Origin of the sequence: Vibrio brasiliensis LMG 20546 (assembly GCF_000189255.1) — a bacterium.
In the GTDB taxonomy this organism is placed as follows: Bacteria; Pseudomonadota; Gammaproteobacteria; order Enterobacterales; family Vibrionaceae; genus Vibrio; species Vibrio brasiliensis.
In genome coordinates this window covers 16,429-31,702 of sequence record NZ_AEVS01000071.1, presented here as the reverse complement: position 1 = coordinate 31,702, position 15,274 = coordinate 16,429, and the positions used below count along the sequence as shown (strand labels likewise).

10 protein-coding genes are annotated in these 15,274 nt (G+C 46.1%); 3 read left to right on the top strand and 7 right to left on the bottom strand.

Translation table 11 applies throughout. The features are described from left to right. Positions 1-296: 296 nt before the first annotated feature. From RH46_RS11555 to RH46_RS11530, 6 genes are all read right to left on the bottom strand, one after another. A complete protein-coding gene (locus tag RH46_RS11555; protein ID WP_006879632.1) occupies positions 297-485 on the bottom strand; it encodes a hypothetical protein in 189 nt (62 codons plus the stop codon). A 39-nt stretch (positions 486-524) separates the two neighbouring features. After that, positions 525-2,882: a fatty acid cis/trans isomerase gene (locus RH46_RS11550; RefSeq protein ID WP_006879631.1), complete on the bottom strand. Its 2,358-nt coding sequence runs from the start codon at positions 2,880-2,882 to the stop codon at positions 525-527. 125 nt (positions 2,883-3,007) lie between these two features. After that, complete coding sequence (locus RH46_RS11545; protein ID WP_006879630.1) at positions 3,008-4,621, bottom strand: VRR-NUC domain-containing protein; 1,614 nt, start codon at positions 4,619-4,621, stop codon at positions 3,008-3,010. Between the two features lie 63 nt (positions 4,622-4,684). Further along, positions 4,685-5,917, bottom strand: a complete 1,233-nt coding sequence (locus tag RH46_RS11540; RefSeq protein WP_006879629.1) for an L-lactate MFS transporter — start codon at positions 5,915-5,917, stop codon at positions 4,685-4,687. A 346-nt stretch (positions 5,918-6,263) separates the two neighbouring features. Then, a complete protein-coding gene (locus tag RH46_RS11535; protein ID WP_006879628.1) occupies positions 6,264-6,986 on the bottom strand; it encodes a hypothetical protein in 723 nt (240 codons plus the stop codon). A gap of 377 nt (positions 6,987-7,363) precedes the next feature. Then, positions 7,364-8,824: a DUF3360 family protein gene (locus tag RH46_RS11530; RefSeq protein ID WP_006879627.1), complete on the bottom strand. Its 1,461-nt coding sequence runs from the start codon at positions 8,822-8,824 to the stop codon at positions 7,364-7,366. A 365-nt stretch (positions 8,825-9,189) separates the two neighbouring features. Between RH46_RS11530 and RH46_RS11520 the strand changes: the two genes are divergently transcribed. Then, positions 9,190-11,754 (top strand): DUF294 nucleotidyltransferase-like domain-containing protein, encoded by a 2,565-nt coding sequence (locus tag RH46_RS11520; RefSeq protein ID WP_006879625.1) that lies wholly within the window; start codon positions 9,190-9,192, stop codon positions 11,752-11,754. A gap of 12 nt (positions 11,755-11,766) precedes the next feature. Here RH46_RS11520 and RH46_RS11515 read toward each other — a convergent pair whose 3' ends face one another. Next, positions 11,767-13,425, bottom strand: coding sequence for an electron transfer flavoprotein-ubiquinone oxidoreductase (locus tag RH46_RS11515; protein WP_040895711.1), 1,659 nt, complete (start codon positions 13,423-13,425; stop codon positions 11,767-11,769). 110 nt (positions 13,426-13,535) lie between these two features. Here RH46_RS11515 and RH46_RS11510 point away from each other — a divergent pair, with 110 nt between their 5' ends. Beyond that, positions 13,536-14,288, top strand: coding sequence for an electron transfer flavoprotein subunit beta/FixA family protein (locus RH46_RS11510; RefSeq protein ID WP_006879623.1), 753 nt, complete (start codon positions 13,536-13,538; stop codon positions 14,286-14,288). Positions 14,289-14,297: 9 nt separating this feature from the next. Then, positions 14,298-15,257 (top strand): electron transfer flavoprotein subunit alpha/FixB family protein, encoded by a 960-nt coding sequence (locus RH46_RS11505; protein WP_006879622.1) that lies wholly within the window; start codon positions 14,298-14,300, stop codon positions 15,255-15,257. Positions 15,258-15,274 lie beyond the last annotated feature (17 nt).

The window sequence follows — 15,274 nt, the reverse complement described above, 5'->3', positions numbered from 1 at the left end:
CAGGCAAGCGCAATTGCTCAACTAGTGACGTTAAAAATAACGTCAAATGCAGTGGTTGTGGATTTTACTCAGTTTCGTTGGAATAAACTATTAATAAATCATTAGTGTTACACAACTGAAAAGTTATCTCGTTGAGCCTGACGACGTAGAAATGCAAACCCGATACAAGTTAATTGAAACCAGCCCCTCTAGGGTGGCGAAAGCTTTATCTGAGGATGAAGAAACATCAAATCAATAAAGATAGTTTGAAAAGCCGATAACAAAACGCCCCACAAGAAGTGGGGCGTTTAAATTTACTAGTACCAGTCATCTTCGGGGAATAATTTCCCTTCTGGAGCATATGGATCGTCATCGAATGGATGTTCAGCTTTATTTCTGAGGCTATCCAATTGATGCTCAAGCATTTTTACCGTGTCGTAATCACCCTCTGAGCAAGCGACATAGATCTGTTGCTCCAAGGCTCTGATGCTATCGTTAATACCCATAGTTACCTCCGTGTGCGTTGTCTGCGCAATTGAACGGTTCTACCTATTCTCAAATCTATTGTAGTCAAGAAGACCAAATTCGATAGGTTGATTTTCCTTATACCACGCGTGAACACGGTCGCTAAATGGCCAAAACTGCTCAGAGCTACGGCGAATTGCGAAGGTATCCAACAGCTTAACGTAGTCCTCTTCAGTGCGAATATTTTTCAACATTTCTAGTAATCGAGGTATCTGATCTTCTTTAAGGGATAGATACGCAGCAGGATAACTACCGATCACTCCACGAACTAACGTCAGGTCATCGTTGGCGGGATCCCTATTGCTCTCTTCATCGAACAAACTCGAGATATTGGTATGAGCGTTATTGTGTAATAGGGTAAACAACTGGTCATCACCCTGAGTTGACTCAATCATCATCATCATGATTTGCGGCACGACAATCAGTCCATCACCCTTGATATCGTTGATGCTTCTCAGTAACGCCTCGTTGGCAGGTTTAAAGCCCGTTTGCTCAATCTGATAGCGGTTGTTCAGTACCGGTGAGAGTTGAGTTTGCAATATGTCATACAACTCAGCTTTCGGGTTATCGGTCTGATATGGCACTTGAGTAGGCTGATCGAACGGCTTAACGTTACGTTGTAAAAAGTCACTAAGCTGCGTACTTTGGTTCTGATACCAGCTTGATTGCTCTTTATGTCGGACATCCTGAGGGAGCAGGGCGATAAAGTTACTTTCACCTTCCAGACGTAAAAAGTCCATAAACATTCGGGTCATCAGCTGGTGGCCAAAGTTACCATAAACATCAAAGCCAGCAACCAACAGATAGTGAATACGTTCAATCAGAGCGTAATCCAAAATCCAGGCGGTTTTTGGTGGCTTACCGACCAGGCCTTGTACCACTGACGCGCTGTCAAAATGGCGGAAGACGGTAAGAGCCGCATTTGGGTTAGTCCCGTTACCTGTCCAGATGATATCGGTGGTAAGGAACTTACCGCCTTCAAACCATTGGTTGATAAAGTTGGACTTTGCTTCGAGATAACGTGCCTGCTGACGTGAATAAGAGACCCAGTTTGTTACGGGCAGCGTATTACTTTCTAGCTCGCCAGGTAGCTTTAGGTTGTCAGCCTGAGAGCGATAAAACTCATTCACTTCGGGTAGATCCGCTTTGTCTGGGTCGAGGAAGAATACCCAGAAGCGGTCGTTGATCACGTTAAGTGCTAATTGACCACGACACACAGGCCCTTTAATAAAGGCGTTAATGGTGTTTTGTGAGTTATCGAGCATGAATTTAAAACGTGCTTTTACTGGCAGGTCGATAAACGCAGTCATAGGGTTAGCGGCAACTTCGACATCGTAGCTAGGGAGCTTTGCAACGCTATAGTCTGCGTCGATAAACCACTCTTTCCAGTCTCGCATACGTTGCTCGTTAAGTGCAAAAGGCATGTGGGTTTTATCAACGATCGTGCCTTGCTCAGGGATCAGGCGGTAGTAGACACGCTTAACCCCTGGGTCGTCGTATGGACGTCGAGTTGCAATGCGCTGCACAGGTTGACCAGGCGGTGTTGTTGAGCGCACCAGAGTAAAGAATCTTGGTGTCGGCTCGTTAAGGTCTGAAAAGTAGAGGTGTGACAGGAATAAGTGCTCGTAGATATAGCGAGCAGTTAACTGCACCTTACGCGGACTCTTGTTGAGCAGTTGTTCATATTCTGAAACCAAGCGCGCCTGCTCATCTGTTAAAGGAAGGGCTTTGTTCATGATTGCTCCGTTTTGCAACCATGTGGTCAGGGTCGAGTACTCATTAGAACTCAGGTTAGGCATACCGTAAGGCATGCCCCAGGTTGGGTAATCAGCCAGGTATTGATCATACTCTTCGATGGTTGGACATACCTGAGTACGGTCAATCGAAAAGTCGAAACCTTCGAGTTGCTTCTGATCAGGAAGAGGGTGAGCCTCTTTCTGCGCCAGCATGCGAGCGATTAAGCCAGCTTCAAGGTTAGCCGTCGGGTTTTGCACGCGTTCATTAAGTACCGGATGAAAGCCGAGTTCACGCCATTGCTCAGTGGTCTGCGCGTCTTCAAACAGACGATGAGGTGTCGCTGCGGTAAGGCGGGTGCCCTGATAGATCAACTCTTTACTAGAACCTCGGTCGATACCTTCAACCGAAGAGAGTTTCAGCTGACAGGGAGCGTCATAACATGCATGACAGACCACACAACGATTATCGATAATCGGTTTTACTTCCTCTAGAAAGAAGTCACTGTCTGCGCTGGCTAGATCACTTCGACGTTCCTGTACGTTTGCTTCACCGAATAGCTGGTCATAGTTAAGCCCTGCGTAGGTCGCACAACCAGCAAAGGTTAACACGACAGCAAACATGAAAAATGTACGTAAATTCATCTGGATACTGGTACTCAATCAATAATGGCTTAATTGCAGCAGAAGGTTGTCAACTTGGCAAATAAAACATGCAGCAAAATGGTCAAATTGATGTTGTTTGGCGGATATTTGTCTCGAAAGCGACGCTAAGTTGCAATGACATATGCAACTGAAAAAGGTACCTTTAGTCGCTTGAAGTGACTAATCCATCGCCATTGGTTGTCCTGAAGTTTATCTCCCGGACCTTTCACTTCGACCCATTCAAACTCCCCATCTTTGAATAGGATCAGGTCAGGCATACCATTCCGGTAAATCTTAAGATCAGACAGCATGACTTTGAACAAGTCGACCAGCAAATGGTTTGGTATTGATTCAATGCACTCCTCTAGCAGTGGCAGAGTGAAGCCTTGCCAGTGAACAAACGGATTGCTGATGCCAAACTTTTGTTGATATACCTGTTTAAGGTGGCTCAGGCCGTTATTGGCGATATCCGCTAAGATGGTATCAATATCGCTTTGGCGCTTGGTCATAAAGTCGCTGTGATAGAGGTCGAGAGGGCGGTGCTGATACTGGTTAATAAAAGCCCCTTCAACGGGAGAAAAGATAGTGTGCCAGAAAGCGAGGCCAAACAGCCCGTTGAGCACACTGTTCTCGGCATAGAAGACGCGATAGCCCAATTGTTCAAAATGGTGTTGAACAGCCAGCTCAACCCTATGTTGGCTTAAGTCGAGTTGTAAATGGTACTCGGAAACCTTCGGCTTGGTGGTACGCGGTACACGCTGACCAAGCTTACGTTTGACTCTCTGCGCTAGTTTTTCGGCAACTTCTAGCTCGCTGATGTCATAAGGCTGAGTAAGTATTTTAGTGACAACGTCACTCATGGCGGTAATATTATCAAGTTTATCGAAAACTCGTGCTTGTCTTTCTCGTGAAGGAGGCAGTTCGGTCTTGCTAAACCATTCAAGGCACTCTGTCAGCAATCCTAATCGCTCTAGGTCTCTCGCCAGGTCATTAATCAAATGTTGGCGTTTACGCTCAATATACGGATGGGAAACCACGTCAGGCAGTAGTTCGAGCAGTGAGATTAGATTGTGACTCTGTTTACGATCTGACTGGACGTATTCAGATTGAATCTGAGACAGCTGCAGTAACTGCTCCACTTGCTGGCGATCACCAAAGAAGCGGCGAGCTTTACTCAATTGGTACTGTTCAAACTGGTGTAAGCCGAGGTCATCAAGAACAAACTGGCTCAGGTCCTGATGAGTGTTGGCAAAAAAAAGCGTTAACAGAACATCGATGACGTTTGGTTGGCGTAGCTCTATAAGCCGGTAGGGGAGTTGGCTAAACAGAGTGAAGCAGTTATCGCTTACTTCATTGACCATCTGCTCTTTACGCAGATTTTTATTTGAGATGCTAAATAGTTGCTGAGTCTCGCCTTTAGTTAACAGGTGAAGCGCAAGTTGCTTCTCGCTGATAACAGGATCGAGTGAAATAAATTCGCTCTCATTCAGCAAATCGAGGGCTGAATCGATATCTGAGATTTCCTCATAACGCAGTTTATCTGAACGGAACCACTGACCTTTACGAGACAGTAATCTGACCAATAGACATTGAGCATCGCGACTAAGTTGTTCAAAGCCATGTAACCACCGCAGCTCACTGTCGGTGAGCAAATCTGGGTACCATTCTAACGCGTGTTCTGTGAGCTTGTGAAAGTTACTCAGGTAATAGTCTGCGGCGAGTTCTATAGGCTGGGACATGACGAATCAATACAAAAAAGGCTTAACCCTAAGGTTAAGCCTTTTTATCAGCAATTCAATCTATTAAGCGTGTTTTAGTTGAGCAATCTTTGCTTCAGACAGTGGCTTAGTGATGAATGAAAGTACGATACATACCGCCATCATTACTGCTGAGATAGTGTAAGCCAGAGTATAGCCTTCACCGTTAGTCATAGAGAAACCAACTACTGCTGCACCAATTGCGCCGCCGATACCCCATGCTGTGTAAAGAACACCGTAGTTAGTACCGTAGTTTTTCAGGCCGTAGAATTCTGCAGTCAGAGTAGGGAATACAGCTAGAAGTGTGCCGTAACCTACCGCAGCGATCGCTGTACCAATGATTAGCGTGAACTCTGTTTTGAATGTAGCAAACAGAACCATGTTGATGCCTTGCAATACAAACGCAAGAAGCAGAGTGCGAACACCACCAATTTTATCAGCAAGCATACCTGCAGCAACACGACCGCCTGAGTTAAATACCGCCAGGATAGAAGCCAGGTAAACTGCGTTTGGCAGGTTAGCCTGAACACTTGCGATAGTAGTAATGTTACCAATGATCATTAGGCCAACAGAAGCTGCGAAAGCGTACATGATCCAAAGAGAGTAGAACTGAGGCGTTTTCAGCATCGCTTTCCAAGTCAGATCATCAGACTTTTTCACTGCTTTAGGCGCTTGGCCTTCTTTTACTTTTGGTTCAGCTGGAGTGTAGTCAGCTGGTGGGTTGTTGATTGTTGCTGCTAGCGGTACCGCGATAGCAAGAATACCAACACCAAGAACCATGAAGCTGGTTTGGATGCCCATGCTGTCAATCAGCGCTGAAGTTACAGGAGCAAGATAAATAGCTGCCAGACCAAAGCCAGCTGCGATGATGCCGTTAACCATACCTTTCTTAGATGAGTGGAACCACTTCATTGCTGAAGGAGAAAGACATGCGTAACCAAAGCCGATACCTGCACCAGTAATCACACCAAAGGTGATGTTTAGCATTAGCGGTGAATCAACGAAGCCAGACGCGATCATACCCAGGCCAGTCAGAACTGTACCAAGGATAAGGATAAGGCGTGGACCCATACGGTCTTGAAGAATACCTGCAACCAGAAGACAGATAGAGAAAGTGATGGTCGCTGTCGCGTAAGGTGCTGAAGCTTCAGCTGCGCTCCAACCAGATTCAGTCACTAGTGCTTTGTTGAATACACTCCAAGCATACAGGATGCCAAGACAAAGGTTGATACAGAATCCTGCTAGCAGGATGCGCATAGCTTTATCAATCTTGCTCATTTTTCTTCTCAGTTGTCCTCAAAAAAGAGGATCGGTTAACAGACTATTTTTTCAAATTAAGTTTGCGTTTATCAACATAAAGCGCAATGGGCGCGAATTATAACTGAATAAAATGTGATTGGAATCTCTTTTTCAACTTAATTTGATTATTTTTCAAATACGTTGAAAATTTGTTTCTAACTAGGTGTAAATGATTGAGCGCAAGATAGGCAAGAGGTTGGGGAAAGACCCGTTGATATGGATGTTGGTGATGAATTAATTGCCGATTCATTCCCATCTATAGGATGAGAAAAAAGGGGAGCGACCAGCGCTCCCCAAGGATTTAAGTCAGTTTTTAAACACTCGATTATTTTTGTTCTCTCAACGCTTCATCGATTAAGCGCGTTCGCTCGTTAGTACCACGGTTTCTTACTTCGTGCATGATGAATGTCTTAACATCGCGAGTCCATGCCTGACCTGATTGAGCATCATAGTCATGAGGAAGTTCGATACCGGCAGGTGCGTAGGCATCAATGCCAAAGTCTTTCGAGGTATTGATGGTACGCAGGCTGTGTTCATAAAAGCCAACTACAACCGTTTTACCTAAGTTGCCGCCGGATAATTCGACCGCAGTTTCCGCAACATCTATAGTGCTGAGGTAAGTCAGAGAGCCATCCTTAGCAATAATTGGGTTAATCGAGTGAAGATCTTTGGTTGGAATGCGATCGCCAATAGATTGAGCGATTTCCCATTGTGCGTAGACAGGTTTACCGGTCTGTTGATAAATCTCGACCACAGTATCTGCTAATGCTTCATTCATTGGCCCTGGGATCTGGTTACCATTTTCCAGTAGGCGGTTACCAAATGCGTAGGCCAGAATACTGTCGGCCTGATCGAGAGGCAGCTCTTCACCTTTCCAGGTCAGCAGGTTATTCATAATGAACTCCGCGGTGTATTCAGCGGCTTCTTTATTCTCTAACTGCACTTCCAGTTTTTTAGCCATTGCGTTTTGTAACTCGGCGTCACTCAATGCAAAAGCAGGGGAAGTGAAAAGGGCAGCAATCAAAGTAGGGAGTAGAACTTTTTTCATTATTGGATTTTCCGTTGTGTTTTCGGTCTGGGCCAAGAATTAGCAAACGAAGTAGGTAAATCAAGCTTAACCAGCCGCTTGATTTCTAAGCTGTGAGTTTGTGCCAGCTTCAACAATTTGAATTGGATAATCGTTGTTGAACTTGATAGTGGTCAATATATTTTCAGTGCTAATACACTGTTAATTAAGCATATTTATGGATAGAAAACCCAAGGCGTAATGGAGGGCGGATGGACTGTCTGAAATGTGTTGTTAACGATAACGACCGGCTATCGTTGGCGGTAAGTGTAAAGGGAACGCTATGTGTAGAGTTCAGTATTGATGGGGAAATTGAAAAGGCATAGACGAGAATTCATCTATGCCTTCCTATTAAAAAATTATTGACCGATTAGCGCAGGAATGCCCGGCAATTGACCAACAACAGCCAGTGAACCGACACAAACAATAAAGGCAGCACCCGGGATGAGATACTTATCTTTATTCGATAGTTCTTTAGCACGCTCATGGTCGCCAATAAGACCCATGTTATCGAGTAGCATAGTCGTCGCCCAGCCAAAAACAGGGTTAACGAATGCACAAGCAAAGATACAGATACCAGCACTCAGTGAGTCTTTGTGCTTATGAATCATCTGCATACCAGCTTCTAGCAGTGGCAGGAACACACCGACGATCAGAGCAACGCGTAGAACAGGTTCCCACATAGCAAGATCCATTGGGTAACCGATCACAGAGGCAGCGATACACATTAAGCCAGTTAGCAGTGCGCCACCTGGAATAGGGCGCTTAGCAATCGCGGCCGGAATCATATATGTACCCCAAGAAGAGGCCAGGTTACCACCACCAAGTAGTGCACCTACACCCTGACGAACAGACGCACCAACCATAGTGTCATCAACATCCATCAGTACGCCTTTCGCTTCTTTCGGATAGTTCAGCTCTTGGAATACGCGGTGGCCCAGGTAGTCCGGAGACCACATAGCAACGGCGAGCAGAGCAAACGGAGTAACCGCGATAAAGTGCTCTAGGTTAGGCCAGCCAAGTTGCCAACCTGTATCTTCACCCCACCAGTAGAACGGGCTGAAATGAGGTAAACCAGGTTCGGTAGTGAAGGCAAATTCAGCTCCCATTATGTAAGCAACAATACCCGCTAACGCAGAACATAATGGAATGGCTAACCAACGTTTGTTGATTTTAGCCAGGTAAGCATAAACCATTACCGTTACGCCGATCACCGCAAATGAGATGTAACCCTGATCCGTGCTTGCTGCCCAAGCTTCAGTCTTATTAATCTGACCGATCAACCCTACGGCACCCAGATAGATAAGCAATCCGCCCCGCACGCCGACACCGGTCAGGGTCATCAGTTTAGAGCCCCCTTTGGTAAAGGCGAGGATCAGACCAAATGCACACACCATCAAACCGAGTGCGAGAGGGTGTCCTCCGGCAGCGGCAATCAATGGGATCAACGGTATCATCGGGCCGTGAGTACCGGCCAGGTTAGCGTTAGGGTTTAGAATCGCGGAAAACAGGATAACGAACAGGGCACCCGCGATAAGCAGTTCATAACGAACGTTCTCTGCGACGAATTCAGGAGATAAACCAAACTGAGCAGCAAAAGCGGCAACCATAGCGGTTACCATAACCACCTTACCAATGGTGGCTGCTAATGCAGGTACCCAGTCTTCGATTTCAATACTGTAGTCGCGTGAAGGTAAGTGAATACCCCAGCGACGAAAGTTCATGATGGTGAGATCATGGTTAAGAAATTCTTCTCGGCTCTCAAATTCCTGCGCTTTTTTGCGCATATCCCTGTAAAAGGTTTTATTTGTGTTAGACATTGAGTCTTCCTTTGTTATGTTCCGAAGTTGAACCATGTCAATTAGGGCTCCGCTTTCGCTTGGTATACTGACCTTCGACCAGTACGAGACGACATCCCAGACGCTACCAGGCACCTTTATTGATGCAATAAAGAGGGAAACACGGGTTTACTTCGATAATGAAAACAAACTAACTGGTCAGTTAACTTGTCAAAAATTCAATCAAACATGGCGCCATACTAAGAAAGGGGTATTGGCTAAATATTGATTTGGGTTAATTAAGCAGGCAAAGCTATAAGGTGGAATATTGGAAGTTGGTAAAAATGCTACCTAGAGCACACTTTTAATTCACATATTTACTATGATATTAGGTTCACTAAAACTAAATGAAAATATCTGAACATGCTGACCGCACCGAACAGCTTCATGGTGTCCGCGCAGAAGACATTCATCGCTGGATAGATGGATTCTTTGATTACAACGGTGAAGAGCATTGCGACACTATGGCGAACGGAGTCGATTTCGATCCCTATTCCCATCGTCGTTTTCGCCATTGCAAAGAGGCGTTCGCTGAAGCGATAAACGAGTTTGGCGACAGATATACCCTTCAACAGATCAAGAACGTTTTAGAAACCCACATTCGCGATGATTATCATGGCTACCTGCCAACCCGGGCTGATTTCGAAAATGACTCATTTACGGCCAAATACCACGACACCAGCCACGATCAGGATCTGGCTGAAGTACTGGATGAAAATGAACTGGCAGATTATTTCGTTGGTTTAAGTACCCAGCAGAGTGAAAGCCAATCTTGGTTAAGTAATTTCAGTCTGCGTATTGTACTGCCAACTGTGGCGGCGATTGTGCTGTTTATTACCGCCATTATTTATCTGATTGTGCCGCTGGTGGAACAGTCGATGCTGAATCAGAAGCGACAGATGTTGAAGGAGCTCACTTCAACGGCAGTGAGTGTGGTGGATAGCTATGTTGCATTAGAGCAGCGTGGTGTGCTCAGTTTAGAGCAGGCACAGTTGAAAGCGGCGACCGAAATTCGAGCCATGCGATATGGCCCAGAAAACAAAGATTACTTCTTTATCACCGATATGCACCCAAATATGGTGATGCACCCTTACCGTAGTGATTTAACTAATCAGGATCTGACCAATTACTTCGAAAGTGAAAACAGTACCGGATTTCCGATCTTTGTTGAAATCGTCAAATTGGTTAAGGCCTCTCAGCAGGGCTACCTGGAGTATCAATGGCAATGGAAGGATGACCCGTCAATCACTGCACCTAAGATGACTTATGTAGAGGGTGTAGAAGAGTGGCAATGGATCATTGGTACTGGCGTCTATTTTGATGACGTAAAACAAGAACTGGACAAACTGGAAAGCACTCTGTTTCGGGTATTTGTTGCGATTACCTTAGGTTTGGTGGCGATCATGCTATGGGTGATCAGCCAGTCAAAAGCGATTGAGAGAAAGAAAAAACGCGCCGAAATCGCGCTGCATGAAGCGAAAAACCGTTACAAGGCGTTGGTCGAATCGTCCAATGAGGGCTATATACTTGAAGCGGACGGTAAGATCATCTTCTCCAATACACGTCTGCATCAGTTGCTTGGTTACACTGACACTGAGCTGAAGTCACAGACTATCTGGCAAGATCTGTTTTCTCAGCATCCTCAAAACTCGAAGGTCCTCGAACATCTGATGCAGCTGTTCCGCCACCAGAGTGAACCGGCAGAATTTGAAGCGCAAATTGTCACCAAGAGTGGCCGAAGCATAGATATTATTTTAAGTACGTCGCGCATATTCCTTTCAGAAAAACTTGGTCATGTTATTTCGTTTCGTCCGATTGTGCGTAAGGTCTACGGTGCGAGCTTTGGCGCCGTCTACCCGAGCTCCGATTATCGTAAAACCAGCGCTAGTATCATTACTGATATTGAAGGCAGCGACAGCCACAGTCATGTGGTTGAGTCGTTAAATCGATTGACTGACCTGATTCGAGAGATGATTGCCGCGGGAACGCGCTCCGATCACCTGCGTAGTTTAATTGGCTGCACCTATGATGCGGCGATTTGTCGATTTATTGAATTGACCATTAAAGAGATTGGTGAGCCTCCGGTGCCGTTCTCGTTTCTATCTTTTGGCAGTAATGCGCGCCACGACATGACGCTATTTTCTGATCAGGATAATGCGATTGTCTTTGAAACACCGGATGATCAGGATTTAAAAGCAATTCGTCGTTACTTCCTTCATCTTGGTGAGAGAGTATGTGCGATGCTTAATCAGGCGGGATACAGTTATTGTGATGGTCTGATTATGGCGTCTAACCACCAATGGTGTCTGAGTAAAAAAGAGTGGCAGGACAACTTCTCCCAATGGATAGAACAGGCCTCTCCGGATACCATTCTTGAATTGAATGTATTTTTCGACATACGCGCAACTTATGGCGATTCATCGTTAGTGGATGATATTCAGACCCATATCCAGCAGGTGCTGACCTCTCATCCTGAGTTTATGACCATCTATGCGCAAAATTGTCTCGCTCATACTGTGCCAATGCCCAACGTGGATGACAGCGACCCTGACAGACAATTGGGTCGGGCATCGATTAACCTTAAAGAGTGTCTGAGACCAATGGAGATATTCTGTCGTCTCTATGCTTTGAAACATGATATCCGTGAAAGTAATACATTGGCGCGTCTACAAGCGTTAGTCGCTCAGCAGGAGATCGAAGATAAGACTTATCGAGAGATGGTATATATCTTCGACCATATCTGGCACCTGCGTTTCATCAATCAGATTGTCGAATACAGTGACCTGCGACAGGTCAATGACGTTCTGGCAGTGGGTGATCTTACACCGTTAGAGCTACAGAATCTGACTAATGTGCTCAAGCGAATTGCTATTTTCCACGACAAAGTATCCGCTGACTTCGAACTCACTTAACATCGTCATAGGTTACATTTCAGAATAGTTGGGGCCACCAGATTCGGGTGGTACCCAAGTGATGTTCTGTGATGGGTCCTTGATGTCGCAAGTTTTACAATGTAGGCAGTTAGCCGCATTGATTTGCAACTTGCGTTGACCCTCGACTTCGATCACTTCATAGACTCCGGCCGGACAGTAGCGCTGGCTTGGCTCGTCAAATAGCGTCATATGGTGGGTGACAGGAATACGATTATCCGATACCAACAGGTGACACGGTTGATCTTCTTCATGGAAAGTAGAGGAGAGATAGACCGACGATGGCTTGTCGAAACTCAACTTTCCATCGGGCTTTTGGTACTTAATAGGTTTGCATCGAGAGCGTTCATACAAAGCGACATAGTCTGCCTGAGTGTCGGTTATATCCCAACTCGATTTACCACCAGTGAGTCTATGCCAGACATTTTGCTCGAACAGGGTAACAGCGCCGCCAAGTAGGGTGCCGTATTGATGAATGGCACCGGGGAAATTGCGGTAGAGATTTAACTCATCATACAGCCATGAATTGACAAACAACCCTGCGTAGTCCGCCTCTTGTTGCTCGTCTGCTATGGCCTGGAAAACCGCTTCTGCCGCGAGTAAGCCTGATTTCATCGCAGTATGGCAGCCTTTTATCTTGGCTGAGTTAAGGGTACCCGCTTCACAACCCACTAACAAACCTCCGGGGAACTGCTGCTTAGGTAAGGAAAGTAAGCCGCCTTTGGCAATTGCTCTGGCGCCGTAGGCAATGCGCTCAGCACCCTGAAGGTGTTGAGCAAATTGTGGGTGGTGCTTGAGGCGCTGAAACTCATCAAACGGACTCAGATAGGGGTTGGAGTAGTTGAGATCGGTAATCAGACCGACGGCGACCAGGTTCTCTTCGAGATGGTAAAGAAACCCGCCGCCGCTTGAATCCGACTCACTCAGCGGCCAGCCCGTAGAGTGAATGACCAGACCTGACTGAAAGCGCGAGTCATGCTCAGGCAAGCGCCAAACCTCTTTGATGCCCAGCGCATAGTGCTGTGGCTGGCTGTCTTTATCCAACTTAAAGTGATTGATTAGTCCTTTGCCTAAGCTGCCTCTGGCACCTTCGGCAAAAATAGTCTGCTTGGCATTAAGCTGAATCCCGGCCTGAAAGGTACTTTTAGGTTGAGAGTGCTTATCAAGCCCCATATCCGCAGTGATTATTCCGGTGACGTTACCGTTTTGGTCGTAACAAACCTCTTTAGCCGGAAAACCGGGAAAGACCTCTACCCCTAGCTCCTCGGCTTGCGCGGCCAGCCAACGACACAGTTTGCTCAAACTAATCACATAGTTATTGCCATCATTACGCAATGAGATCGGCGTAAACAGTTGCGGCACTTTAATATGATTGGTCTCGGTAGTTAAGTAGACAAACTCGTCATGACTAACTTGAGTGGTGACTGGTGCACCTTGTTGCTGCCATTGAGGAAAAAGCTCATCAAGAGCACGGGGTTCAAAAACTGCACCAGAAAGAATATGCGCCCCAACTTCGGCGCCTTTTTCAACCACACAAATCGAGATAGTTTGCTGGTGTTGCTGTGCTAGCTGAGCAAGTTTACAGGCAGCGGAAAGACCGGCTGGCCCAGCGCCTACCACGACAACATCAAAGTCCATGCTTTCTCTTTCCATCTTGCTCAACCTTCATCACAAATGAATGCCATGGATTAAATATAGTTACAGTTGACGTAAACGTAAACTTTACTAAGCTCAACTTATCGCTTGGCCTTTCGGAGAATACGATGAAAGTTTTAGTAGCAATTAAGCGCGTGATAGATCCTTACGCTAAGGTACGCATTAAGTCTGACGGTTCGGGTGTCGAGACAGATAATGTAAAAATGGCAATCAATCCGTTTTGTGAAATCGCGGTTGAAGAAGCGATACGCTTAAAAGAGGCGGGTACAGCTGAAGAAATCATCGTTGTTTCACTCGGTGGCGATGAATGCCAGGAGCAATTGCGCTCGGCGTTAGCCTTAGGTGCAGACAGAGCGATTCACGTCAGTGTTACTCAAACCTGTCAGCCACTCAGTGTAGCAAAAGTGCTCAAAGCCTTAATGGAAAAAGAACAGGCGGGTATTGTGCTACTTGGTAAGCAATCCATTGATACCGACAACAATCAAGTGGCACAGATGTTAGCTGCCTTAACTGGTCGACCACAAGCTACGTTCGCATCAAAGTTAACGATTGATGGCGAATATATTGAGGTAGAGAGAGAGGTTGATGGTGGACTAGAGCGGCTTAAGCTGGCGTTGCCTGCGATTGTCAGCACCGATTTACGCCTTAACGAACCACGGTATGCCTCTTTGCCCAATATTATGAAAGCAAAACGTAAACCAATGGAAACCATGACTCCTGATGAGCTAAGCGTTGTCATCCGTGATTCACAAACGGTCATCGAAGTGATGGCTCCAGCGGTAAGAAGTGCCGGCGTGAAGGTCACGAGTGTTGATGAGCTGGTCGATAAACTGCGTAACGAAGCTAAAGTGATTGATTAGGGAGGTTTTATGAGTGATCGAATCCTTATTGTTGCCGAGCATGACGGCAAAACCTTGTCTTCAGGCACATTAGCGACCGTAGAGGCTGCGAGCCAGATATCTCGTCACGCTAACGATGCACCCCTAGATTTACTTTTGATTGGAGAGATATGTGATGGCCTTGTTCAATCAAGTGCGAACTTGGCACAACTTTCAAAAGTCGTGGTTATTTCAGATCCGAGACTAAGTACGCCATTAAGCGAGCGTCTTGCGCCAATGATCACTGCAATGGCGGAGGCCTATTCACATATCCTTGTTTCAGCAAGCTCATTTGGTAAAGATCTCTCGCCAAGAATTGCAGCGTTGCTCGATGTGGGGCAACTTTCAGATGTCATTGCGATAGAAGCGGCTGACACAGTGATTAGGCCAATATATGCAGGTAATGCCCTAGCCAGAGTCTCATCTCAAGATTCGATCATTGTCATGACGATTCGTGAATCCGCCTTTGACAAGGTGAGTGCTGACCAGCAAGCGAGTGTCTCTGTTGAAGCCATCGACGTTGATGTTCCCTCTATCTACACTGAAATGTTAGGCCAGGTGGTGACAGAAAGCGCTCGTCCGGACCTTTCTGCCGCTGACGTGGTCATTTCTGGAGGACGTGGCGTAGGCAGCAAAGAAAACTTTGCGATGGTCGAAGCATTAGCGGATAAGTTAGGTGGTGCGATTGGTGCGTCGAGAGCCGCTGTTGACGCGGGCTTTGTGACTAATGACCTTCAAGTGGGTCAGACTGGTAAGATTGTTGCGCCACGTTTATACATCGCGATTGGTATCTCTGGTGCGATTCAGCATTTAGCAGGGATGAAAGATTCAAAAGTGATTGTCGCTATCAATAGTGATCCTGACGCGCCAATTTTCGAAATTGCCGACTATGGGCTGGTGGGAGATTTGTTTACTCTGTTACCGGAACTGATAGAAAAGATAGACGCTTAACTCGAATGTTTAACAAA